Source organism: Marinobacter pelagius, from assembly GCF_003315345.1.
Classification (GTDB): Bacteria; Pseudomonadota; Gammaproteobacteria; order Pseudomonadales; family Oleiphilaceae; genus Marinobacter; species Marinobacter pelagius_A.
The window spans coordinates 1-23,937 of sequence record NZ_QNRO01000002.1; the positions used below are offsets into that span (position 1 = coordinate 1).

At 62.0% G+C, this 23,937-nt stretch carries 19 protein-coding genes; 12 read left to right on the top strand and 7 right to left on the bottom strand.

Features of this window, described 5'->3' with window-relative positions; all coding sequences use genetic code 11:
• Positions 1–81 precede the first annotated feature (81 nt).
• The 9 genes from DET50_RS02185 (at position 82) to DET50_RS02225 (ending at position 9,627) form a co-directional block, all read left to right on the top strand.
• Positions 82–873 (top strand): carbohydrate porin, encoded by a 792-nt coding sequence (locus DET50_RS02185; RefSeq protein WP_258546031.1) that lies wholly within the window; start codon positions 82–84, stop codon positions 871–873.
• Between the two features lie 45 nt (positions 874–918).
• Entirely contained in the window at positions 919–2,175 is a 1,257-nt protein-coding gene (locus tag DET50_RS02190; RefSeq protein WP_404932713.1) for an ABC transporter substrate-binding protein, read from the top strand.
• A 6-nt stretch (positions 2,176–2,181) separates the two neighbouring features.
• Positions 2,182–3,174 carry a carbohydrate ABC transporter permease gene (locus DET50_RS02195; protein ID WP_113861263.1) on the top strand — a complete coding sequence of 331 codons (993 nt, stop codon included), beginning with the start codon at positions 2,182–2,184 and terminating at the stop codon, positions 3,172–3,174.
• Complete coding sequence (locus tag DET50_RS02200) at positions 3,171–4,013, top strand: carbohydrate ABC transporter permease (protein WP_113861264.1); 843 nt, start codon at positions 3,171–3,173, stop codon at positions 4,011–4,013. Before DET50_RS02195 ends, DET50_RS02200 begins: the two co-directional genes overlap by 4 nt.
• Positions 4,014–4,029: 16 nt before the next feature.
• A complete protein-coding gene (locus tag DET50_RS02205; protein ID WP_113861265.1) occupies positions 4,030–5,640 on the top strand; it encodes an alpha-amylase family glycosyl hydrolase in 1,611 nt (536 codons plus the stop codon).
• Positions 5,641–5,690: 50 nt separating this feature from the next.
• On the top strand, positions 5,691–6,827 hold the full coding sequence (locus DET50_RS02210) for an ABC transporter ATP-binding protein (RefSeq protein WP_113861266.1): 1,137 nt from the start codon (positions 5,691–5,693) through the stop codon (positions 6,825–6,827).
• Positions 6,828–6,854: 27 nt separating this feature from the next.
• Positions 6,855–7,904, top strand: coding sequence for a LacI family DNA-binding transcriptional regulator (locus DET50_RS02215; protein WP_113861267.1), 1,050 nt, complete (start codon positions 6,855–6,857; stop codon positions 7,902–7,904).
• 21 nt (positions 7,905–7,925) lie between these two features.
• Positions 7,926–8,882, top strand: a complete 957-nt coding sequence (locus tag DET50_RS02220) for a carbohydrate kinase family protein (RefSeq protein WP_113861268.1) — start codon at positions 7,926–7,928, stop codon at positions 8,880–8,882.
• Between the two features lie 133 nt (positions 8,883–9,015).
• Positions 9,016–9,627 (top strand): Yip1 family protein, encoded by a 612-nt coding sequence (locus DET50_RS02225; RefSeq protein WP_113861269.1) that lies wholly within the window; start codon positions 9,016–9,018, stop codon positions 9,625–9,627.
• 81 nt (positions 9,628–9,708) lie between these two features.
• Here DET50_RS02225 and DET50_RS02230 read toward each other — a convergent pair whose 3' ends face one another.
• Both DET50_RS02230 and DET50_RS02235 read right to left on the bottom strand, forming a co-directional pair.
• Entirely contained in the window at positions 9,709–10,812 is a 1,104-nt protein-coding gene (locus tag DET50_RS02230; RefSeq protein WP_113861270.1) for a PilT/PilU family type 4a pilus ATPase, read from the bottom strand.
• A gap of 107 nt (positions 10,813–10,919) precedes the next feature.
• Positions 10,920–13,346 (bottom strand): phosphoketolase family protein, encoded by a 2,427-nt coding sequence (locus DET50_RS02235; protein WP_113861271.1) that lies wholly within the window; start codon positions 13,344–13,346, stop codon positions 10,920–10,922.
• A 169-nt stretch (positions 13,347–13,515) separates the two neighbouring features.
• Here DET50_RS02235 and ilvD point away from each other — a divergent pair, with 169 nt between their 5' ends.
• Positions 13,516–15,192 (top strand): dihydroxy-acid dehydratase, encoded by a 1,677-nt coding sequence (gene ilvD, locus DET50_RS02240; RefSeq protein ID WP_113861272.1) that lies wholly within the window; start codon positions 13,516–13,518, stop codon positions 15,190–15,192.
• On the opposite strand, the gene DET50_RS02245 is transcribed toward ilvD, so the two are convergent.
• Positions 15,189–17,795: an EAL domain-containing protein gene (locus tag DET50_RS02245; protein WP_113861273.1), complete on the bottom strand. Its 2,607-nt coding sequence runs from the start codon at positions 17,793–17,795 to the stop codon at positions 15,189–15,191. The genes ilvD and DET50_RS02245 overlap by 4 nt on opposite strands.
• Positions 17,796–18,008: 213 nt before the next feature.
• On the opposite strand from DET50_RS02245, the gene pbpG reads away from it, so the two are divergent.
• Together pbpG and DET50_RS02255 are read left to right on the top strand one after the other, a co-directional pair.
• Positions 18,009–18,926 carry a D-alanyl-D-alanine endopeptidase gene (pbpG, locus tag DET50_RS02250; RefSeq protein WP_258546032.1) on the top strand — a complete coding sequence of 306 codons (918 nt, stop codon included), beginning with the start codon at positions 18,009–18,011 and terminating at the stop codon, positions 18,924–18,926.
• Between the two features lie 18 nt (positions 18,927–18,944).
• Positions 18,945–19,424, top strand: a complete 480-nt coding sequence (locus DET50_RS02255; protein ID WP_113861274.1) for an asparaginase domain-containing protein — start codon at positions 18,945–18,947, stop codon at positions 19,422–19,424.
• Here the strand turns inward: DET50_RS02255 and rsuA are convergent, their stop codons facing one another.
• From rsuA to phoR, 4 genes are all read right to left on the bottom strand, one after another.
• Entirely contained in the window at positions 19,425–20,123 is a 699-nt protein-coding gene (gene rsuA / locus DET50_RS02260; RefSeq protein ID WP_113861567.1) for a 16S rRNA pseudouridine(516) synthase RsuA, read from the bottom strand.
• A 5-nt stretch (positions 20,124–20,128) separates the two neighbouring features.
• Positions 20,129–21,157 carry a metal-dependent hydrolase gene (locus tag DET50_RS02265; RefSeq protein ID WP_113861275.1) on the bottom strand — a complete coding sequence of 343 codons (1,029 nt, stop codon included), beginning with the start codon at positions 21,155–21,157 and terminating at the stop codon, positions 20,129–20,131.
• Between the two features lie 32 nt (positions 21,158–21,189).
• Entirely contained in the window at positions 21,190–22,434 is a 1,245-nt protein-coding gene (locus DET50_RS02270) for a lytic murein transglycosylase (protein ID WP_113861276.1), read from the bottom strand.
• A gap of 133 nt (positions 22,435–22,567) precedes the next feature.
• Entirely contained in the window at positions 22,568–23,890 is a 1,323-nt protein-coding gene (gene phoR / locus DET50_RS02275; RefSeq protein ID WP_113861277.1) for a phosphate regulon sensor histidine kinase PhoR, read from the bottom strand.
• Positions 23,891–23,937 lie beyond the last annotated feature (47 nt).

Consider the following 23,937-nt stretch of genomic DNA (forward strand, 5'->3'; position numbering starts at 1 on the left):
GCGGTTAGTGTTGGTTTTTTGTGTAGGAGCTTGAAATCATAACACTTTCAGCCGCTTCTTCCTTCCTTACGCTACCTTCTCATGAGAAATCCGGGCTATGGCCGCAGTTTTATCGACTTTCCCGCGGATACGGATTTTGTCCCGGAAGGGAGCTACAGCACCGATAACCTGATCCTTACCGCCAACAATTACTTCGGCAACGTACAGTGGATGATCAGTGGCATGAAGGCCCAGAACAACGACCAGCGCGTTGTCGAAGGCAATGCCACGGCCGCCGAGACCGGCGTTCACACCATGTTGGCCTACCATGGTGACAGTTTCTTCGGTGTTTCCGACGGCAACTTCAAGGTTGCGGTGATGCACGGACAGGGGCTGGGGGCCGAGGCCAAGAATATCGGCGCCGATGGCGACCTGCACGAGGACGCGGTCAGCACCCGCGTCGGGGTGTATGGCACGACCTATCTGAGTGACAACTGGCGTCTGGCGCCGGCGATTCTGGCGGAAACCAGCGAAGACCGTTATATCAAGGGTGATGAATACCAGTGGCTGACCCTCAATGCCCGCCTGGCCCAGGAGTTCAATGCCAATTTCGAGATGCAGTATGAGGCCTCCTGGCAGACCATGGATATTACGCCTATGGGCTATTCCGGTCGCAACGCGGTAGAGGGCGACTACAGCCGTTTCACGGTCGCGCCGACGTTCAAGCCCCAGGTTGGTGGTTTCTGGAACCGTCCGGAGATCCGGGTGTTTGCCAGTTATTCCACCTGGGACGATGAGCTGGACACATACGCCGGTGGCGATGCCCTGGGTGCGGACAGCGATTTTGCCAGCGGTCAGTGGACCTTTGGCACCCAGATGGAAATCTGGTTCTGAGCTGAATAACAACAAGACGAGGTAATGATTATGTCCCGTTTTACGATCAAGCACCTGATGCTCGGTGGTGCGGCTGCCTGCCTGCTGGCTGGCGGCCTGCAGGCCAAGACTGTCACCATCTCCTGCGGCGCGGTGGGCGCTGAACGACAGCTATGCGAGGAAGGTACCCGGGCCTGGGAACAAAAAACCGGCCACGAGGTGCAGGTGGTATCCACCCCGAACTCGGCTACCGAGCGTCTGTCCCTTTATCAGCAGTTGCTCGCCGCCCAGTCCGGCGATGTCGATGTGTTCCAGATCGACGTGGTGTGGCCGGGCATGCTGGCCAACCACATGGTGGATCTTTCGGAGTACACCGAAGGCGCCGAGGACAAGCATTTCCAGTCCCTGGTCCGCAACAACACCGTGGACGGCCGGCTGGTGGCCATGCCGTGGTTTACCGATGCCGGTGTGCTCTATTACCGCAAGGACCTGCTCGAGAAATACGACCAGCCGGTGCCGGAAACCTGGGAGCAGCTCACCGAAACCGCCGAGACGGTCATGCAGTCGGAACGTGAAGCCGGCAATGACAAGTTCTGGGGCTTTGTCTGGCAGGGCCGGGCCTACGAGGGCCTGACCTGTGATGCCCTGGAATGGGTGGCCAGCCACAACGGTGGCACCATTGTGAATGCCGATGGTGAGGTCACCATCAACAACCCGCAGGCCCGGGAGGCCCTGGCCCTCGCCAGTACCTGGATCGACACCATCTCCCCCCGTAGTGTCCTGAATTACACCGAAGAGGAGGCCCGTGGCGTCTTCCAGTCCGGCAACGCCCTGTTCATGCGCAACTGGCCTTACGCCTGGAGCCTGGCCCAGAGTGCCGATAGCCCGGTGAAGGGCAAGGTCGGCGTGGTGGCACTCCCCACGGGGGGCGAAGACGGTCGTCATGCGGGCACTCTGGGTGGCTGGCAGCTGGCGGTCTCGAAATACTCGGATAACACCGCCCTGGCCGCCGATCTGGTGCGCTACCTGACCAGTTACGAGGAGCAGAAGCGCCGCGCCATCGAAGGCAGTTACAACCCCACCATTCCGGCCCTGTACAAGGACGAGGAAGTGCTGGCTGCGGTGCCGTTCTTCGGGGAGCTGTTCGAGACCTTCAAGAACGGCGTTCCGCGCCCGTCGTCAGTGACCGGTGAAAGCTATGGCCGGGTCTCCAACGCCTTCTTCAACAGCGTGCACGACGTGCTGTCCGGTGAGGCGGAACCGGAGCAGGCACTGAGTGGCCTGGAGCGCGAGCTCCGTCGCCTGGGCCGTCGGGGCTGGTAACTCGCCATGACACATTCAACCCCGGCACCCGCAGAAACCGAAGCGCTCGGCACCTCGCCGACCGCTTCGTCTCCTGCCCGGCGGCGGCCGAGCAGAGTGCACCGCCAGCGCCTGCGTGCGGCATGGCTGTTCCTGATCCCCATGCTGCTGGTGCTGGCTGCCGTGGCGGGCTGGCCCCTGCTGCGCACTATCTGGTTCAGCTTCACCGATGCCAGTTTTGCCAGCATCAGTGAATACAACTGGGTGGGGCTGGAAAACTACCTGGTCTACGACGACGGTATGTGGTTCGGGGTGCTCGCGGACCCCGCCTGGTGGCAGTCGGTGTGGAACACCCTTTTCTTTACGGTGGTCTCTGTGGGCCTGGAAACGGTACTGGGTCTGATCATTGCGTTGACCCTGAACGCCCAGTTCCGGGGCCGCGGGTTGATCCGTGCTGCCACGCTGATTCCCTGGGCGGTGCCTACCATCGTCTCGGCCAAAATGTGGGGCTGGATGCTGCACGATCAGTTCGGAATCATCAATGACCTGCTGATGACCCTGGGCATCATCGCCGAGCCCCTGAACTGGACCGCCAATGCGGACCTGTCCATGTGGGCGGTGATCATGGTGGATGTCTGGAAAACCACCCCGTTCATGGCCCTGCTGACCCTGGCGGCCCTGCAGATGCTGCCCTCGGACTGCTATGAGGCGGCGAAAGTGGATGGCATCCATCCGGTCAAGGTGTTCTTCAGGGTGACCCTGCCGCTGATCACTCCGGCGCTGATGGTGGCCATCATCTTCCGGGTCCTGGATGCCCTGCGGGTGTTCGATGTCATCTACGTGCTGACCTCCAACAGCGAGGACACCATGTCCATGTCGGTCTACGCCCGCCAGCAGTTGGTGCAGTTCCAGGATGTGGGTTACGGCTCGGCGGCGTCCACCGTGCTGTTCCTGATCATTGCGCTGGCGACCATCACCTATCTCTACCTCGGCCGCAAACAGATCGGAGGTGAGGCATGAACTCCCGTTTGCTGAAAAGAATCGCCGGCAAGATCGGGTTTACCATTCTGCTCGTGGCGATCCTGCTGTTTACCGTATTCCCGTTCTATTACGCGATCCTGACCTCGTTCAAGAGTGGCTCGGAGCTGTTCACGGTGGAGTACTGGATCAGTTCGGTCGACTTTGCCAACTACGCGGCGGTACTGGGGCAGGGCTCGTTCGTAAAGAGCATCTGGAACTCTGTACTGGTGTCCTTCGCCACAGTGCTGATTGCCATGGGGTTCGGCCTGACTGCGGCCTACGCCCTGGGGCGGGTGCAGTTCCGGGGCCGTAGCGCGGTGCTGATGATCGTGCTCGCGGTCTCCATGTTCCCCCAGGTGGCGGTGCTGTCCGGCCTGTTCGAGGTGATCCGTGCCATGAACCTGTACAACGATCCGCTGGCACTGATCTTCTCCTACACCATTTTCACGCTGCCATTCACGGTTTGGATCCTGACCACCTTCATGCGACAGCTGCCGAAGGAGCTGGAGGAAGCCGCCATTGTGGATGGCGCGTCGCCCCTGACCACCCTGTTCAAGGTGTTCGTTCCGCTGATGTGGCCGGCCATGGCCACCACCGGGTTGCTGGCGTTTATCGCCGCCTGGAACGAATTCCTGTTCGCACTCACCTTCACCCTCACCGACGATCAGCGCACGGTTCCTGTGGCCATTGCCCTGATTACCGGTGGCTCCCAGCACGAGTTGCCCTGGGGCAACCTGATGGCGGCCTCGGTGATCGTGACCGTGCCACTGGTGGTGCTGGTGCTGATTTTTCAACGTCGAATCGTGTCCGGCCTGACGGCGGGCGCGGTCAAAGGTTAATCAAGGAGTTTTCTGTATGACCCAGCCATGGTGGAAAGGTGGCATCATCTACCAGATCTATCCCCGCAGTTTTATGGACACCAACGGGGATGGCATCGGTGACCTCAAGGGCGTCACCGAGAAGCTGCCTTACGTGGCCTCACTGGAGGTGGATGCGATCTGGCTGTCGCCGTTCTTCACCTCGCCGATGAAGGACTTCGGTTACGATGTTTCCGACTATCGCGGTGTGGACCCGATGTTCGGCGATATGGCCGACTACCAGACCCTGGTAAAGGAGGCCCATCGGCTCGGCCTGAAGGTCATCATCGACCAGGTGCTGAGCCACACCTCCGACGTCCATGCCTGGTTCGAGGAAAGCCGCCAGAGCCGTGACAATCCCAAGGCCGACTGGTTCGTGTGGGCCGATCCGAAACCGGACGGCACGCCGCCGAACAACTGGTTGTCGATCTTCGGTGGCAGCGCCTGGACCTGGGACAGCCGCCGCGCCCAGTATTACCTGCACAACTTCCTGGCCAGCCAGCCAGACCTGAATTTCCATAATCCGGACGTTCGCCAGGCCCAGCTGGACAACATGCGCTTCTGGCTGGATATGGGCACCGACGGTTTCCGGCTCGATACGGTGAACTTCTATTATCACAGCCAGGGCCTGGAGGATAACCCGCCGGTGCCGGCGGATCAGCCCAAGACCTTCGTGGCCAGCGGCGTAAACCCCTATACCTACCAGCGTCATGTGTACGATCTGAGCCAGCCGGAAAACCTGGATTTCCTGGCGGACCTGCGTCAGCTGATGGACCAGTACCCGGACACCACCCTGGTGGGTGAGATCGGTGACGACAAGCCACTGGAGCGTATGGCCGAATACACCCGGGGCGATGGCCGGCTGCACATGGCCTACTCCTTTGACCTGCTGTCCGACCGCCATGGTCCGGACTGGGTCCGCGACGTGGTGCGCCGGTTCCAGTGCGGTCTGGGCGAGGGCTGGCCCTGCTGGGCCCTGAGCAACCACGACGTGGTCCGGGTGGTGTCCCGCTGGGGCGAGGGCGTGGACGATCCTGCGGCCTATGCCCGTGTTCTCATGGCCCTGCTGCTGACGCTGCGCGGCAGTGTGTCCATGTACCAGGGCGAGGAACTCGGTCTGCCCGAGGCCCGGGTGCCGTTCGAAGCCCTGCAGGATCCCTATGGCATTGAGTTCTGGCCGGAATTCAAGGGACGTGACGGCTGCCGGACACCCATGCCCTGGACGCCGCAGCCCGGCGCCGGGTTCACCACCGGTGATCCCTGGCTGCCCATCGACCCGGCCCACCGGGAGCTGTCGGTTCAGGGCCAGGAGCAGGACCCGGACTCCACCCTCAACCGGGTGCGAGAGCTGATCCGGTGGCGCCAGCAACAGCCGGCCCTGGTGGAAGGAGACCTGGAGCTGTTTGAGGACACCGGCGATGCCCTGTGCTGGGTTCGCCGAACGGATGAGCAGAGCCTTCTGGTTGCCCTGAACCTGACTGGCAGGGAGATCCGGACGCCCTCGCCCCTGGCTGTCGGCAAGGTCGTGAGAGAACCCGGCTTCGAGGGCCGTATCGAGGGCGGCGACCTGGTGCTGCCACCCTACCAGGCCCTGTTTGCGGAACTTTAAACTTCGGAGCGCCCGGCCGGAGCCGGGCGATCAACAGAGGAGTCTCCACCATGGCTTGCGTGGAACTGAAGAACATCAACAAGACCTTTGGTAAAGAAGAGATATTGCCCTGCGTGAACCTGCGCATCGAAGACGGGGAGTTTGTTGTCTTTGTCGGTCCGTCCGGTTGTGGCAAGTCCACCCTCCTGCGCCTGATCGCCGGCCTGGAAGACCCCACCGGTGGTGACATCGAAATTGACGGCGAAGTGGTGACCGAACAATCCCCGAAGGAGCGGGGTGTGGGCATGGTGTTCCAGTCCTATGCCCTTTACCCCCATATGTCCGTGTACGAGAACATCGCCTTCGGGCTGAAACTGGGCAAGGCCAACAAGGGACGGATCCGGGAGTGGGTGGAAAAGACCGCCCAGGTCCTGCAGCTGGAGAAACTGCTGGACCGCAAACCGAGGGAGTTGTCCGGCGGCCAGCGCCAGCGGGTCGCCATTGGCCGGGCCATGGCCCGGGAGCCCAGGATCATGCTGTTCGATGAGCCGCTGTCCAACCTCGATGCCAGCCTCCGGGTCCAGATGCGTACCGAGATCGCCAAGCTGCACGACCGCCTGCAGTCCACCATGATCTACGTGACCCATGATCAGGTGGAGGCCATGACCCTGGCCGACAAGATCGTGGTGCTCAACAAGGGCAATGTCGAACAGGTCGGTACTCCCTATGAACTCTACGAACATCCGGCCAGCCTGTTTGTTGCCGGCTTTATCGGGTCACCCCGGATGAACCTCATGCCGGGCAGGATCGCCGCAGGTGCCGGCAGCGACAGGACCCAGGTCGACGTGGATGGACTTGGTACACTGGCGATCAACCGTGATACCGCAGAACTGGCACAGGGCGACGCGGTCACCGTGGGCGTCCGGCCCGAGCACTTTCACCTGGAAGTCTCCGGCCCGGATCAGGGTCTCGAGGTGGTCAACGTGGAGTACCTGGGCAACGAGGCCTACGTTTACATCGAGTTGCCGGTCATGGAAGAGTTGCTGGTGGTGCGTCAGCCGGTACCCTGTGAGATCACGCCCGGGCAGCGAGTGGTGTTGAGTACCGACGCGGACCTGGTTCACGTCTTCGACAGCAACGATCGGGCCCTGGCGGCCCATGCGCAACAGCCCGAGACGGCCGGGCTGGCCGAGGCGGCAAGCCGTTGACCACAGACACACACCGTTGGAGAAGCCATGACCGTCAGTAACACGCCGAAACGGTTAACCGTGAAGGCAATGGCCGAGAAACTGAACGTCTCCACGGCCACCATTTCCAATGCCTTCAACCGGCCGGATCAGCTCTCCGAGGCCAAGCGCCGCTGGATTCTTGAGGAGTGCAAGCGTCTGGGATACATGGGGCCGAACGCCGCAGCCCGCAGCCTGCGGACCGGACGCACCGGTATCGTCGGGGTCATGCTGGCGGACAACCTGGCCTACAGTCTGACCGACCCGGTGGCCAACGAATTCCTGCACGGGGTGGCGGAAGTCCTCGACCGCCGGCAAATGAACATGCTATTGCTCTCCAGCCACGATGAACAACGCAGCCGCCTGCAGGAATCGATGGTCGATGGCTTCATCATCTACGGCTGGCTCAAGCAAGAGGACACCTACGAACGCCTGAAACAGCACGGCAAGCCCATGGTGGTGGTGGACTTTGACCTGGAAGGCTGTACCTGGGTCAACATCGATAACTACGATGGCGCCCGCCGCAGCGCTGAGCATGCCCTGCGCACGCCGCCGGAACAGGTGGCCATTCTGGGCCTGAGGCTGGTGGACACGGATCGGGTCTGCCGGATCCGGGACCGTGAGCTGTTCAGCGAGACCCGGGCGATATCGGTGCGACGCCTGAACGGCTATCTCGATGCCCTCGAGGCGGCCGGCTACCGGGTGCCGTCGGAGCGTATCTGGTCGACACCCACCAACACCCATCAGGATGCCTACCAGGCTGCGCGGGAGGCACTCACCAGCACGCCCCGGCCGGATCTGCTGCTGTGCATGAGTGACCGGATCGGTCTGGCGGCCATCCAGGCGGCATTGCAGATGGGGCTCAGGGTGCCGGACGATGTCCGGGTGGTCGGCTTCGACGGCATCCCTGAAGGCGCCAACATCCATCCGTCCCTGACCACCGTCTATCAGCAAAGCGCCGAAAAGGGCCGGGTGGCGGCCCGTATCTTCCTCGGCGAGCAGGAGGACCGGAATGTCCTGCTGCAGACCCACTTGCTGGTGCGTGAGAGCTGCCCTTAACTGTTCAAGAGGTTCCAGAAGATGTGCGATGTTCTGTGCTTCGGCGAAGCACTGATTGATATGCGGGGTGAGCAGGGCGAGGGTGGTGTACATTATGTACCGCAGCCCGGAGGTGCCCCGGCCAACGTGGCGGTGGGTGTTGCCCGTCTGGGCGGGCGCGCCGGGTTTGCCGGCCAGGTGGGCAACGATGTGTTTGGTCAGATGATTGTCCGCGCGCTGTCCGGTTACGGGGTCGACACCTCCCTGTTGGCGACGTCGGACTCGTCACTGACTGCACTGGCAGTGGTATCACTGGATGCGCAGAGCGAACGCAGCTTCAGCTTCTACCGAACCGTCACGGCGGACCTCCTGTACCGCTCGGATCAGTTGCCGGAGACTGCGCTGAAGGCCGCCCGGATCTTCCACCTGTGCTCCAACACCCTGACCGAACCGGCGATTCGTGACACCTCGTGGCGCCTGGTGGAACGGGCCCGCCAGGCCGGCTGCCTGATCAGTTTCGACGTCAATTTCCGGACCGGCCTCTGGCCGGTGTGGCAGGACGCCCCGGAGATCATCGGCCAGCTCGCCCGTCAGGCGGACATCGTCAAGTTCAGCCGGGAGGAACTGGAGCAGTTGTATGGAGAGAATGCCAATGCGCTGGTGGACACCCTGCGAGAGCAGGGCGTGCCGCTGCTGGTGGTATCGGATGGTGCCGCCACCCTGCGGGCGTTCGCGGGCGGGGAAACCTTGCGGGTTGAGCCGCCACGGGTCAGCGCCGTGGATACCACCGCAGCGGGGGACTCCTTCGTGGCGGGACTGCTCTTCCGGCTCTGGCAGGACCGGGTTTCCGGCGCCGGCTTCCGGCAATGGCTGGCGCGAGAGGGTGAGCTTGCCAACGCCCTGGAATTCGCCAGCCGCTGCGGTGCGGTAACCGCAACCCGGTTCGGCGCGTTCGATGCCTTGCCAGAACCAAAGGATCTGAAAGCCGTTTCTAAATGACAAAAAGGCATTAAAGCTGCCTTTTAACCCCCTCATTCTTGACTATAGTTAAGTTCAGGTATCGTTCTCAGATCCAGCAGCGTGCGGGAAACGTACCTACCCATACCAACAACAGCAAGAAAAGGGGGTGTCCATGCTCCTGCAACATGCCTTCGGTCTTTTCACGCACCCCGATGAAGAGTGGGTGTCCATTCGCAAAGAACACGAGACGCCGCGACGACTGTACGTGGCCTACGTTCTGGTTCTGGCGGCGATCGCTCCGATCTGTGCTTACATCTCGACGGCCTATTTTGGCTGGACGGTGGGCAACGAACGGTTGATCAAGCTGACGGAAATCAGTGCCCTGCAACTGAGTGTGTTGACCTATCTCGCCATGCTGGTGGGGGTTTTCGCCCTGGGTTACGCGATTAACTGGATGGCGAAAACCTACGGCGCCCGGGAAGAACATGTGCCGTCCAACGGCATTGCTCTGGCGGCCTACTCATGCACTCCGCTGTTCCTGGCGGGCTTCGCCCTGCTGTACCCGGTGCCTTGGTTCAACGCGATCGTGTTCCTGATTGCGGCCTGCTACGGTGCCTGGCTCATGTACGACGGCCTGCCGATCGTCATGGGTATCGAGAAGGAACGGGCCGTCATGTATGCCGGTGCCTTGCTGACCGTGGCCCTGGTGATTCTGGTGTCCACCCGTGTCGGTTCCGTCATTCTCTGGAACTTCGGCGTCGGCCCGGTATTCGTCAGCGGGTGAACGGCGACAGCATCGTCAAACTACTATGAAGCACAAATTAAGGGAGCCGGCGGGCTCCCTTCGAGGTTCTGGCAGCGGGGGTCAGTTGCCGTCGTCGATCCGCAGCCCTGAACTGTCACCCATCTTGCCCTGCTCCAGGCGAATGGCCACTTCCAGATTGTGTCTGGAGTCGGCGTTGGCAAAGGCTTCATCCTTGGTAATCTTGCCCTGGTGATACAGATCCAGAATGGCCTGATCGAAGGTCTGCATTCCCATCTCCCGGCTCTTTTCCATCACCTCGCCAATGCCTCCGATCTCACCCTTGTTGATCAGTTCCCTGATGTAGGGGCTGGACAACATCACTTCCACCGCCGGAACCCGATTGCCGTCGACGCTGCGTAACAGGCGCTGGGAAACCACTGCCCGAAGGTGCAGGCTGAGATCCATGAACAGCTCACGGTGGGCCTCGTCCGGAAAGAAGTTGACGATGCGCCTCAGGGTCTGGTCCACGTTGCTGGCATGCAGAGTGGAGATGCACAGGTGCCCGGTTTCGGCGTAGGTCAGGGCCTGTTTCATGGTATCCCGGTCTCGAATCTCGCCAATCATGATCACATCCGGAGCCTCCCGCATGGCTCGCTTCAGGGCATCCGAGTAGGAGTGGGTATCGACGCCCACTTCCCGCTGGTTAATCACGCTCATGCCATGACTGTGGGTATATTCAATGGGATCCTCAATGGTGAGGATGTGGCCACTTCGATGACGGTTCCGGTAGTCGATCATCGAGGCCAGCGTGGTGGACTTGCCGGAACCGGTGGCGCCCACCACCAGGACCAGTCCGCGGGGTTCCATGATCAGTTGCTCCAGGATGCCGGGCAGGCCGAGGGATTCGATCGATGGAATATCGTTCTTCAGGTAGCGGATCACCATTGCCACCTCACCCCGTTGCCAGAACACATTCACCCGGAATCGGCCGATGTGATCGACGCCGATGGCCATGTCCAGCTCCAGATCCCGCTCGAACGCGGCCCGCTGCCGGTCGTTCATCACTGAATAGGCCAGTGCCTTGACGGCACCGGGCTGAAAGGGGTTCTGGGTCAGCGGCCTGGTCTGGCCTTCGATCTTGATCATCACCGGTGTGCCGGTGGAAAAGTAGAGGTCCGATGCGCCTTTGTCGGCCATGACCTTGAGGTATGCGGGCAACTCCATAAAACTGACTCACTCTCTACAGTTCAAAGTCCACATATTAGCCCAGAGTCCCCGGATGTGCCCGGCCGGAGCGTCAACGGGCTCCGGGCCGGAGTGCCCGTTTCTGCTCAGGCGGTGGGCAATCCCCGGGTAATGGCCGAGGGATCTCCCCGGCCTTCCACAGCAGCCAGTTCGGCGGTGGACAGCCACTCGCCCGGCGGTTGCTCCATGACCTGGGCGCAGGCGGCCAGAACGTGGCCCCAGGAACACTGGTTGGCAAACAGCATGCCGGCTACGTTCAGGGTGCCCCCCTGATTGATGTAGCCCAGCACACGGGCGTGACTCATCTCGGGGAACAGGGTATGGAGGTGCCCGCGGAAGACCTCCGGGCGCATGTGGGTCAGGCAGACCCGGCGCTTAAGGCGATGGGGGAAGAGCCGTTCCCGCTCGAACTCGGAGACGCAGACCGACGTCTCGTGAGCATCCCGGGGCTGGCGGAAACGGCCGGGCTCCTGAACATAGACCAGCCGGAAGGGGGTGCCGGTCTCCCGCAGGCGTTCGCAGGCCCGGATGGCTTCGGACAGCTGATAGGCTCCGTTGGCGATCAGCAGCAGCGGTTCCCCGGCACAGGTGTCCTCATCCACCACCAGGGCGCCTTGCCGGGCCAGGGTGTCGGCTTCGCTGGCGTCAAAGACACAGGGGCGCTCCCGCTTGGGCACCACCATGCAGGTCAGTCGCCCGCGGTCAGTGTAAACCGAGGGCAGGACAGCCAGGGTACTGTTGTAATCCGCCGGGAAGATCACCCGGGAAACGTCGTTCATCTCGCCCAGCAGGTTCTCGCAGAAGGTGGTGTCCTGGTGCGACTGTTCATTCTTGCCGTTCTCCCAGGTGTGAGACGTGGCAATGACCGGAAAGCCAAGCCAGCGCGCGGGCCGGCCGACGGCTTTCTGGTGCCTGGCGAAAATCAGTTCCTGGCGGATCGCTCCCAGCATCTTGACGCAGAAAGCCTCATAGCTGGCCACCAGGTTAAGCCCGGCCTTGTTGGCGAGGCAGGCGGAAATCACCGCTTCCTCGTTCAGCACGGTGATGATCTTGCCTTGGATATCTTCCTGATCATTCTCGGGATCATTGACGCGGTGCTTGAGCGCTTTGAGGATGCCGGTCAGCCGGTTGCTGGCAAGTTCGTCCGGATTGCCGACCCTCGGTCGCAGGCAGGGATTTTCTGCCACCAGCGCGCGGAAAAAGTGATCCACGGCCTTCATGGGCGAGGATGACGGATCGCGACACGGAGCAAGCCGGGGAATGACAGGGTCCACCGGATTGCGGCTGGCCAGGGGGTGATCACGCTCCAGGGGCCGGTTCTGCAGATCATGCTCACCCAGTTGCCGGACCGCCCGCCGGAGCTCGTCCGGATTGACCCAGAGGGGTGCGATGTGAGTATGGAACAACTCCCTGGCTCGGGCGTCGATCCGGGGATTGCCGGGCAGGGGGAGGTTATGGGCGGCATTGCTGCCGGCGCCGTAGAACCCGTAACCCTTGACGGTTTCGGCAATACCATAGGGTATGCGTACCGGGTAGTGTATCTCCCCCCTGAGCGCCGCCTCGCCATGATCCCTCAGAGCCTCTTCCATGAACAGCAGGGCGCAGACAAAGGCCGCCGGGTCGCGGCCGTCGAAGCGGACCGGGTCAAAGCCCCGGTGGCCCAGGTGGGCTTCGAACCGCTCGAGCCCTTCCCTGGTGCCCAACTCGGTCCGCTGCTCAATGCGCCGGCCATTGGCGATCATGATCGGCAGAACGAGACCGCAGTCTTCCTGGCGCCACCACCTTGGGATCCAGTCACTGCCCCGCTGCTCCTCGGCAGCGCCATCGGAAAGGAATGCCACCAGGGATTCGTCCGGCAGCGGCATGTGGGCGTACTGCAGTTCCGCGAACCCGAGGTAACCGCCCTCGATGATACCGCCGGCGGTGTGCGGGTTGACGTGGCTGCCGACCGGCGCTGCCATGGCACCATCGGGTTTCTGCCGGTAGCTGTAGAAATCGTCGGCCAGATGGGACAGACCTTCGATACCCTGGTACCGCTCCCTCTGCTCAGCGTGGAGATTGCCGGTCAGCACGTTGAGTGCATCCACCGCGGCCACGCAATGGCCCTGGCCCATCAACCAGCTCCGGGTCTCACCCGTCAGGTTGTTCAGTGCCAGGTAGGCGGCGTACGCAGGAACCATGTTAAGGGCGCCGCCGGTATGGCCCTCCGGGCTGGTTTTGAAATCCCGGGGACTGAGCGGGGCTCCGGTGATATCCACGCGTCGGCTATAGGTCATGTGTACCACCAGCCACAGGCCGGCGCTGGTCAGGCGATCCAGTGCCGCGAGTTTGCGATAGACCGCTTCGGTGTCCGGCTGCAGCCCCCGTTGAACCAGGCGCTCGGCCAGCAACTGGACCTGGGCACAGGTGGAATCGGTGTGCCGTATCACCCCGTAACCACGGCGCCACAGATCGTACTCCGGGCGGGAATGACCGGTGGTCGGCGCCGGCTGGGATTGTGTTGGCGATGGCATATGATGCCTCCGTGGCTGGGAAGATCTGTCAACGATTGTAAAAGCTGGCATCGCCGGACCGCTTGATGCAGGTCATTCGGAACTGCATATTGTTTTCGACGGGTTTTTTGAGGTTAACTGCCGAATCTGAGATCCTGAATCGATCATTCCTGAAGACCTGGAGGCTGCCATGACCGACGACAAACGACGTCAATACTCTTCTCCCGTGGTGGATGGCATTGGCAAGTCCGCCAGTCGGGCCATGCTCCGGGCCGTGGGCTTTACCGATGAGGATTTCCGCAAGCCCCAGGTAGGCATTGCCTCGACCTGGAGCAATCTCACGCCCTGTAACATGCACATCAACCGGCTGGCCGAGGAATCCGCCGCCGGTGCCGACGAGGCGGGCGGCAAGTCCCTGATCTTCAATACCATCACGGTGTCCGACGGTATCGCCAACGGTACCGAGGGCATGAAGTACTCCCTGGTTTCCCGTGAGGTGATTGCCGATTCCATCGAGACCACTGCCGGTTGCGAGGGCTTTGACGGCCTGGTGGCCATCGGCGGCTGCGACAAGAACATGCCCGGTTGCCTGATGGGGCTGGCGAGGTTGAACCGGCCCTCAGTGTTTGTCTACGGCGGCACCATCATGCCCGGCAAGAACCACACCGATATCATCTCGGTGTTCGAGGCGGTCGGCGCCCATGCCCGGGGTGACCTGGACCTGATCGAGGTGAAGCAGATCGAGGAAACCGCGATACCCGGTCCCGGTTCCTGCGGCGGGATGTATACCGCCAACACCATGGCGTCGGCTATCGAGGCCATGGGCATGAGTCTGCCCGGAAGCTCGGCCCAGAACGCGGTTTCCGAGACCAAGGAGGAGGATTGCCGGGCCGCCGGTGCGGCGGTATTGAACCTGTTGGAAAAGGGTATCCTGCCCTCGGATATAATGACCCGGGAGGCGTTCGAGAACGCAATCACCGTGGTCATTGCCCTGGGCGGTTCCACCAATGCGGTGCTGCACCTGCTGGCGATGGCCAGCACCATCGGTGTGGAGCTGGATCTGGAGGACTTCACCGAGATCGGCAAACGGGTGCCCGTGCTGGCGGACCTCAGGCCCAGTGGCCACTACATGATGTCCGAGCTGGTGGCCATTGGTGGTATCCAGCCCTTGATGAAAATGTTGCTGGAGCGGGGGCTGTTGCACGGTGACTGCCTGACCGTGACCGGCCGGACGCTGTCGCAGAACCTGGCGGACGTGGAGCCCTACCCCGAGGGCCAGGACATCATTCATGCCTTCGAGGATCCCATCAAGGCCGACAGCCATCTGCGCATTCTCTACGGTAATCTGGCGCCCACCGGTGCGGTGGCCAAGATCACCGGCAAGGAAGGCACCCATTTCACCGGTTGCGCCCGGGTCTTTCATTCCGAGGAGGAGGCCCAGGCCCGGATCCTTGACGGCTCCGTGGTGGCCGGAGATGTCCTGGTGATCCGTTACGAAGGCCCGAAGGGCGGCCCCGGTATGCGGGAAATGTTGAGTCCTACGTCCGCGATTATGGGCAAGGGACTCGGTAGTGATGTGGCGCTGATCACCGATGGCCGTTTCTCCGGTGGCAGCCACGGCTTCGTGGTCGGCCATATCACCCCGGAGGCGGCGGAGGGCGGCCCCATCGCGCTGGTGGAGGATGGCGACACGATTACCATCGACGCCGTTGCTAACCGCATCGAGCTGGACGTGTCGGAAGCCGAACTGGAGCGCCGGCGCCAGGCCTGGCAGGCACCGCAGCCGAGGGTGATCCGCGGGGTGCTGGCCAAGTACGCCCGGACTGTAAGCTCCGCCTCCAAAGGTGCGGTCACAGACCTGCCCTAATCCGCCTCCGGCAGCACCGGTGGCCCCCAGTAGTAGCCCTGGCCATGCAGGCCGGGGAACTGCTGGAGCCAGATGGCGATGGCTTCGTCCTCGACCCCTTCCACGACCACATCCAGATCCAGGCTCTCGCCCAGCTCCAGGGCTACCCGGAGAATCCGCTGGCGCTTGGGATAGCGCATGATGTTTTTCAGGAAACTCCGGTCGATCTTCAGTTCATCCAGGTCGAAGGTAGCCAGAGTACCGAGCGAGGAGTGTCCGGCGCCAAAATCGTCGAGAGCAATCCGGAAACCGGTACCACTGAGCAGGCTGATGGTTTTCCGGGCAATGGCGGGATCACTCATCATGGCGGTTTCGGTAATCTCCAGAATGATGTTCTCCGGTGACAGGCCGTGGCTACGGGTGATACGGGCGGCAACCCTGTGAAAGCCGGGCTGGGCAAGATCCTTGGCAGAGATGTTGACCGAGACGGAGATGTGCTGGCCGAACCGTTCGCGCAGGGCGGCAAAGTCCTGACAGGCGCGGTCCAGCACCCACAGGGTCACCGTATGGATGATGCCGACCTCCTCCGCCAGGGGAATCCACTGGTCTGGCGGAACCCTGCCGAACTCGCCGTGATGCCAGCGGATCAGTCCTTCCAGAGAGTCTGTCCGGCCATCCCGGATGTTCACCTTGGGTTGGTACTCCAGCCACATTTCACCGGCCTTCAGAGCCTCCTCAACATCCAGGATCAGCATTTGCTGGCGGTACAGGCCGCGGGCGACCGAGGGGTCATACACCGACAGCGGCCGGGAGTCATCCAGCGAGGCGAATCCCGCGGATGACAGGATGGTGGTCGCATCCCTGCCGTGCTCGGGGGCATGCGCCAGGCCAAGCTTGGGAGCCCAGGAAAAGGAGAACCGGCCTTCCCGGAAGTTCTTGCCCAACCATCCGGTGATGGCATCAAGCGCCGGATCCTCCAGCCCTGCGTTCGGGTCCCGATAAAAGGCGAAGGCATGGTTGCTGGTGTCGAGCGTGGCCAGACCCTGGCCGTTGATGGTAATCAGACGGCCGCCCAGGCAACGTTTCAGGACGCTGTTCAATTGTCTGAGGTATTGCTTCAGCAGGTCTTCCGCCGTGTGGTAGCCGAGCGCCTGCTCGAGCTCGTTGAATCTGGCCAACCGGACGATGCACAGGGTATAGGGTGACTGGCTGCTGTTAATGGCCTGCAGCGCCTCTTCCAGGACGGGGCGGTTGGGTTTTCCGGTTACCCGGTGGGTTTTCATCAGCTGGTCGTATTCCTGTTCGATCCTGGTTCTGAGCTGCCGTTCCTGACGAACGCGGATATCGGATCCCATTCGGCGCTTGCGTTCCTGCACCAGTAACCGGCCAACGCCGCTGGTCAGGATCAGTGAGCCCAGCGCTGCCCCCAGGAAGAAAGCAGAGTCGGTCAGGGTGTTGACCGGGAGCCAGCCGATGGTACGCAGGGACGTTATCGTTGCACCCAGGAGGATGACCAGGATGGACATGGCAAAATAGCGGCCGTAAACATGGTGCCGGTGCCAGAAGGCCAGAGCGCAGATAAAGGCGCCGCCCAGAACGCTGGTTACCAGGAAGCTATCCTGGCCAATCAGCTTGATGGCAAAGGGGGCTGCCAGCAGATGCAGGCTGCCCAGCAGACTGAACGTGCGCAGAAGCCTGGCCGAGGACCTGCCAACGGACAGAAAGTGAGGAGTGAACTCACACAGGGCAATCAGGCAAAGGGGGAGGGTGATCCCCAAAAGCGCATTCAATTCAGGGTGGTAGGGCCACAGTAGCCAGAATCCCAACCCGTCCATCACCAGCTGACTATGAATGACGGCCACCATGAGTACGCTGAGCCAGGCCAGCCCCGGACGCCGGAGCCGGACCACAATGCTGAGATTCAGTAACAGCGCGAAAACCAGGAGGCCTGTAATGAATGCCTTCCAGACCAGTTTGGCGGCACCCTGGCTGGCCACTTCGTTCGCAGTGGCCAACGAAACGGGAAGGAGCACGGGCCCGTTATTCTGCACCTCCAACAGCAGAGTGGTCCGACCGGGTTGCAGGGTAACGGGCCAGATCCACTGGGGCAGGCCAACATAACGGTGATCGAACGGGTAACGATCGCCCAGGATCGCGAGCCGCTCAGTGCGTCCGTCCGGATGGACCAGTGCGGGCTCCAGGTGGTCGAGGTAAGGGGCGGACACGATCAGCTTCCGCTGAGCTGACGTATCGGAGTTGTTTTCCAGCTGAAGACGGTAAGTGACAGGGCGGTAGGGGTAGCCCATGCCGGATTTTTCAGGATCGACCCGGGTCCAGCCGTCTGGCGAGGTCCAGGACCGGCTGGCAAGTATCGTCGTCAGTGACTGGATCCGGTAAGCCCACTGGGGAGAGATGGAAACCGGGGTGTCTCCGGGCGTTTGCTGGATACCAGATAATTCCCGGGCGCCGCTGCCAGGTGCGAGCCAGAGGGTGGCGGCCAGCCCGTAGGTGACGCTGGCAATCAGCATCATCAGGGGCAGCCACCGTTTCAGCCAGGTCGCCGGGAATCGCAGAGTGGAGCCGGGGGCTCGCGCGTTGGCATGACTTTGGGCTTGCGAATCCATCCGGGGTTTCCTGGGGGCCGAAAATGCGGATTGTTACAGTTCGGCTACGTTTGGAAATGAATTGTAATAGCATGAATTAACTGAAATTTTACAGATTTTTAAGTTGTTTTGCATGTGCTCGCCAGTACGCTTCAGGGAAAATGTGACATGTCAGACATTCGTCTCCGCTGATATAGTGGGAGGCTATCACCGAGGCTCGATACAGGGGGAGCAGTGACAGGCACGATCGGGAAATTGAAAAGCGGGGCGTTGCTGCTTCTGCTGATGGTCCTTGTGACTACAGTGCACGCCGGTACGGGACCGAATCTGGCGTCGGTTAACGCCGCGGTGGCCCGCGTTGGTGACGATAATTTGGTCTTTGGCAAGAATGCGGACCGGCAGGTCCCCATCGCCTCCGTCACCAAGCTGATGACCGCCCTGGTGGTGCTGGAATCCGGCGAGCCCCTGGATGAACCGCTTACCTTCCATGAACGTCACACCCCTGCGGCCAACAATGCCTACACCCGGATTCGTGTGGATTCGACCCTGTCCCGCTCCGAGGTGATCCGGATCGCGCTGATGTCTTCGGAGAACTTCGCCGCCTATACGCTCGCCAGCAATCATCCCGGCGGTTACGACGTTTTTGTGCAAGCGATGAATGAAAAAGCCCGGGCTCTGGGGATGTCCGGCACCCGGTTCGTGGATCCCACCGGTTTGTCAGCGCTCAATGTTTCCACGGCCTCGGATCTGGTTCGTCTGGTCAATGCCGTCCTGAAACATCCGGAGATCCGGGAGTATTCCACCACCGGCTATTACCGTGCCCATTTCCGGAACCCGAGATACAGTCTGTCCTTCGGCAACACCAATCCGCTGGTGCATAGGGACAGCTGGGGCGTCGAGTTGAGCAAGACCGGTTACCTGTCCGAGGCGGGGCGCTGCCTGGTGATGGTTTCAGACATGAACGGTGAGAAGATCGTGACCGTCCTGCTGGACTCCCTGGGCACCCGGTCGCCACTGGGGGATTCCGGGCGCATCAAACGCTGGCTGGATACCGGTGAGCCCGGTAGCGTCGCCAAGGCCGCCCGCCGCTATGAGCAGGAAAAGAATGCGGCCTATGCGGTTGCCGGCAACGCCCCCTCCACAGTGAACTGACAGGGACAGACCCGAGCCATGATCGAGATCTTCACCACCGGTGGCACCATCGACAAGGTGTACTTTGATGCCAGCAGCCAGTTCGAGATTGGTGATTCACTGTTGCCCGAACTGTTGTCTGAATCCAACATCCACGAGGGCTACCGTGTCCACGAGGTGTTGCGCAAGGACAGCCTGGATATGACCGATGATGACAGGGACAGGATTTTCGATGCCGTGGCCGGTTGTGAGGGGCAGAAGATCCTGATCACCCACGGTACGGATACCATGGCCCGGACGGCGGAATGGCTGTCGTCCCTGATCGACCGGACCATCGTGCTGTTCGGAGCCATGCAGCCGGCGCGGATGCGCCGTACCGACGCCCTGTTCAACCTCGGCTTCGCCTGGTCAGCGGTGCAGTTGCTACCACCGGGGGTCTACATCGCCATGAACGGCGAGGTGTTCGAGGCCGGCGCCGTTCGCAAGAACCTCGAGGCCAAACGCTTCGAGCGGATCTGATCAGTCCTGACTGACGCTGGCGATCTCCTGCCTGGTCAGGGCGCGGTACTCGCCGGGTGCAAGCTCCGGATCCAGGACGATGTCGCCTACCCGTAGCCGGTGCAGCGCCACCACATGATTACCCACCGCTGCCAGCATGCGCTTGACCTGATGATAGCGCCCCTCGGAGATGGTCAGCTCGATCACCGAGTCATTCACCCGCTTGACGGTCGCCGGGCGGGTTTTCCTGTCCTCATTGCGCAATAACACCCCGGCGGTCAGTGCCTGCTCCGCAGCTTCGGTCAGCGGTTCACCGAGGCTGACCCGGTAGGTCTTCGGACAATCGGTCCGGGGGGAGGTGACACGATGGGACCAGTGGCCGTCGGTGGTCAGCAGTAACAGGCCGGTGGTGTTCAGGTCCAATCGTCCGGCCATGTGCAGGTCCCGGGCAAGTTCGGCCGGCAGAAGATCAAGAGCGGTCGGATGCTCGCTGTCAGTGGTCGCACTGACCACACCCTCCGGCTTGTTCATCATCAGATAGCGCTCGCCGGGCAGGTTAAGGAGTTCGCCGTCCAGACTGACGCGGGCATCATCGGGAATTTTCCGGTTGGCGGTTTTGCATACGGCCCCGTCGACGTTAACGGCGCCGGTGCCAATCGCCCGCTTGGCCTCCTTCCGGGACAGTTCGGTGCAATTGGCGATGAACTGGTCGAGGCGCAGATTCATCAGCAGGTCTGTCCCGGTGCCGGAGTGCTCAGGGTGGCGAGACAGAGCACCTTGCTCTGGCCGGTCAGCCGAGCCCACAGCTGTGCCAGGGCCTGGTCGCTGACGGACGGTCTCGGTAGCCGGCTGCTGGTGATGGGCAGGAACTCGCTGCCATTATGACGGGCCACCACGAAGGTGAAGGGATGGGCGCCGGGCAGACCAAGGCGGATGTCCGTGGCGGTGATCCGGTCGCCGTCGGTGGCATAGTCCAGAAAACCGCCGGTGAACCACTCCAGGCGACGTACTTCCGGCAGGTCGGCCACGGAATCCGCCAGCTGCGGATCGCGGGGAAAGGTTTCCAGGGTCAGCGGCTGGTTACCGTCGAGGAAGCCGGTAACGATCTCCACCCGCTGCTCGTCATTCATGGCGGTGGCCCGCCACAACACCGTGTTGAACGGCATGGGCTGGACCATCAGCCGGGCGTTCTCCATGCCCGCCTGCGCCAGCACGGGAGTGACCCGCTGGGTAATGATCTGTTGCGCGGCCAGGGTCCAGCCGAGGTAAACGGTGGACAGGACCAGGCCAACGGCGAGCGCCCTCTGAGCAGGCGGCCGGATCAGGAACAGTATGCAGCCTGCCAGCAGTGGCAGGGTGTAGGCCGGGTCGATGATGAATATGCTGTTGATGGCAACCGGTCCGCCAAACGGCCAGAACAACTGGGTGCCGTAGGTGGTAAAGGCATCCAGTATCGGGTGGGTCAGCAGGACGAGGCCGGTCAGCAGCAGCCATCGTCGGAAGTCCAGTTGGGGTTTCCAGCGCCACAGCAGCCAGGCCAGCAACAGTGCCAGCGGGGCCAGGACGAAGAGCGAGTGGCTGAAGCCGCGATGCTGGGTGAAATTGGCCACGGCGGAACCGTAGTCGATGACCACGTCCAGATCGGGCAGTGTGCCGAGCGCACCGCCGATCAGGAGTGCCGAGCGTCCCAGGGTCTTGCCCGCGACCGCACCGGCAATGGACGCTCCAAGGGCAACCTGGGTAATGGAATCCATGGTGTTTTCCGACCTCTGCCTTACGTATCGAATCAGTTACCGGTAGATACGTTCAGTCTGGCCAGAACGGCTTGCCCGGGATAGCCATCGGCAACCATGCCGGAGGCAGCCTGGAACTTGCGAATGGCCGATCGTGTGGCCGGACCGAGGATGCCGTCCGGTTTGCCGGTGTCAAAACCCCGGTCAGTCAGGGCTTCCTGCAGTTCCATGATGTCGTCCCGGGACAGCGCCGGTGCATCCTCCGGTGGCGGGTTCTGCAGCTTGCCGGCTCCCGCCACCCGGTCCGCCAGGTGGCCTACGGCGATGGCGTAGAATTCGGAACGGTTCCAGCCCATGATCACCCGGAAATTATCGTAGACCAGAAACGCCGGTCCCTGATGCCCCGCAGGCACCACGAGCTTGGCCTTGATGTCAGCGCGGGACAGGGCGTTGCCAAAGGCATCGGTGATCCCCATGTTGCGCCATTCGGTCAGCGCCAGGCGGCGGCCATCGGCCAGGTTGTAATCAAAGTTATCGGGCAGCAATACCTCGCGTCCCCAGCGGTAGTCCCCGTCCCAGCCCATGGACTGCAGGAATTTTCCGGCAGACATCATGGCATCGGGGAGGCTGTTCCAGAGATCCCGGCGGCCATCGCCATCGGCGTCCACCGCATGCTGGAGAAAGACCGTGGGCATGAACTGGACGTGCCCCATGGCGCCGGCCCAGGAGCCTTCCATCTGGTCAGCGGGTATCGCGCCCTCATCGATGATTCGCAGGGCGGCGATCAGCTGCCGGGTGAAGAAGGTGCTCCGGCGGGCATCACAGGCGAGAGTGGTCAGGGCGCTGGGCACAGACATCTTGCCGAAGTAGCTGCCGAAATTGGTCTCCAGGCCCCAGAACGCCACCAGGTAGGGTGCCGGAACACCGGTTTCATCCGTTACCCGCTGCAGCAGGTCCCGGTGCTCGGCGAGCATCTCCCGGCCCTTGCTGACCCGGGCCTCATTGACCCGACGGTTCAGGTAATCGGCGAAGGTGGTGGTGAATTCCGGCTGCCGGCGATCCAGTTCGATCACCCGGTCCAGGTGTTCCACCTTCGCCATGACCTGGCTGGCGGTGGCCTGGCTGACTCCGGCCTCGATGGCCTGTTGCTCAAGTCTCGCCTTGCACTCGACAAACGCCTGCTGGCTGATTGGCTCGGCCTGGTCCTGGGCAAGGGCGGTGCCCGTCGCCGGAGCCAGGATGCTGGCAATGATCAGGGCCAGCGGCCCGCGGGATTTCCTTGAGAGAGTGAAGCGCACTCGATACCTCGAACCGGATAGTCTTGGATGGAAGCTGTTGTTGTCATGGTAGCGTGTTTTCAGGGCGTGAAAACACCGCAATCACCAGTAGGGCATGACAATTGTTTAAGCTTCCGGTTCCCCGGGGTGCTGGTCAATCGTTGCTGGCCGGTTCCGGTACCCGCTCGACCAGCCTTTCCCTCGGGAAGTGGCAGATGAACTCGCTGCCCTCGCCAATCCGGCTGCGGATCTCCAGGTTGCCATCGTGGTTGAGCAGGACGTGCTTGACGATCGCCAGACCCAGGCCGGTGCCGCCGGTATCCTTGTGGCGGCTGGGATCAGCGCGGTAAAAACGTTCCGTCAGCCGGGGGATATGCACGGGGTCGATACCTATGCCAGTGTCCTTGACCGAAAGATGCGCGCCCTCCCGGTTGGTGGTCCAGGAAACCGTGATATGCCCGTTGGCCGGCGTGTATTTCACGGCGTTGAACACCAGGTTCGAGAAGGCACTTCGCAACTGGTTCTCGTCACCCCGTAGCAACCGGTGGTCGCCGATATTGACGGTGAATTTGTGCTGCTTGTCGCCACTGAGCGCCCTGGCGTCGTGACAGATCTGCTCGATCAGGGCGTCGACGTCGGTCAGGGCATCGTCCACCGTCTGCTCGCCGGTCTCGATCCGGGACAGCAGGATCAGGTCAGTGATCAGGGCCTCCATCCGCGAGGACTGGGCGGCCATGGTATTGATGGCCCGCCGCCACTTGGGAGGCAGTTCGTCGGCGTGGTCCACCAGGGTTTCCAGGTAGCCGCTGATCACTGTCAGCGGGGTACGCATCTCGTGGGACACGTTGCCCACGAAGTCCCGCCGCATCTGCTCAAGCTGGTAGAGGCGGGTGACATCCTTGGCGACGATCAGACGGTCGTCATCGCCGAACAGGCTGATCTGGATCTGCAGATGGATGTGGGGCTTGGCCGGAGAGTTGATCTCCAGCGGGTCCCGGTAGTCCCGCGAATCAAAATAGCTTTTGAACGAGGGGTTGCGGATCAGGTTATGGATGTACTGGCCCTGGTCGGTATTGCGGCGGAAACCCAGCAGGTACTCGGCGGAACCGTTCCACCACTCCATCGCGCCCCGGGAGTCGGTCATGATGACCCCGTCGCGCATGGCGTTGGTGGACTCCTGTACCCGGTTGATACGGGCCCGCAGGCGGTCCTGGGTGCGCAAATGGTTCTGGTGCAGCTTGTTAAGGCCATCGAAAATATCGCCCCACATGCCAATGCTCTGGGGCGCTTCATCGGTGCCGCTGGGGTTGGCCAGCCATTGATAGAGGCGACGCGCCTGGACCAGGGTCCACCACAGGTAGACCACCAGCCCGAAGGTCAGGCCCCACAGCGGCCGATCGAAAATGAAGCCCACCAGCGTCGTAACGGCGAGCCCGGCAATGATTATCCGCAGGTAGCGTGACCAGTTGTGGTGCATCGAAAGCTGCCTTGTGTCAGTTCCGGCCTGATGCAGAATGAGTGGCC

Excerpts from the sequence above, each read along its gene's own strand:
- DET50_RS02185 (WP_258546031.1), top strand. The coding sequence starts at position 82 with ATGAGAAATCCGGGCTATGGCCGCAGTTTTATCGACTTTCCCGCGGAT.
- DET50_RS02195 (WP_113861263.1), top strand. The coding sequence starts at position 2,182 with ATGACACATTCAACCCCGGCACCCGCAGAAACCGAAGCGCTCGGCACC.
- DET50_RS02200 (WP_113861264.1), top strand. The coding sequence starts at position 3,171 with ATGAACTCCCGTTTGCTGAAAAGAATCGCCGGCAAGATCGGGTTTACC.
- DET50_RS02205 (WP_113861265.1), top strand. The coding sequence starts at position 4,030 with ATGACCCAGCCATGGTGGAAAGGTGGCATCATCTACCAGATCTATCCC.
- DET50_RS02210 (WP_113861266.1), top strand. The coding sequence starts at position 5,691 with ATGGCTTGCGTGGAACTGAAGAACATCAACAAGACCTTTGGTAAAGAA.
- DET50_RS02215 (WP_113861267.1), top strand. The coding sequence starts at position 6,855 with ATGACCGTCAGTAACACGCCGAAACGGTTAACCGTGAAGGCAATGGCC.
- DET50_RS02220 (WP_113861268.1), top strand. The coding sequence starts at position 7,926 with ATGTGCGATGTTCTGTGCTTCGGCGAAGCACTGATTGATATGCGGGGT.
- DET50_RS02225 (WP_113861269.1), top strand. The coding sequence starts at position 9,016 with ATGCTCCTGCAACATGCCTTCGGTCTTTTCACGCACCCCGATGAAGAG.
- DET50_RS02230 (WP_113861270.1), bottom strand. The coding sequence starts at position 10,812 with ATGGAGTTGCCCGCATACCTCAAGGTCATGGCCGACAAAGGCGCATCG.
- DET50_RS02235 (WP_113861271.1), bottom strand. The coding sequence starts at position 13,346 with ATGCCATCGCCAACACAATCCCAGCCGGCGCCGACCACCGGTCATTCC.
- ilvD (WP_113861272.1), top strand. The coding sequence starts at position 13,516 with ATGACCGACGACAAACGACGTCAATACTCTTCTCCCGTGGTGGATGGC.
- DET50_RS02245 (WP_113861273.1), bottom strand. The coding sequence starts at position 17,795 with ATGGATTCGCAAGCCCAAAGTCATGCCAACGCGCGAGCCCCCGGCTCC.
- DET50_RS02255 (WP_113861274.1), top strand. The coding sequence starts at position 18,945 with ATGATCGAGATCTTCACCACCGGTGGCACCATCGACAAGGTGTACTTT.
- DET50_RS02265 (WP_113861275.1), bottom strand. The coding sequence starts at position 21,157 with ATGGATTCCATTACCCAGGTTGCCCTTGGAGCGTCCATTGCCGGTGCG.
- phoR (WP_113861277.1), bottom strand. The coding sequence starts at position 23,890 with ATGCACCACAACTGGTCACGCTACCTGCGGATAATCATTGCCGGGCTC.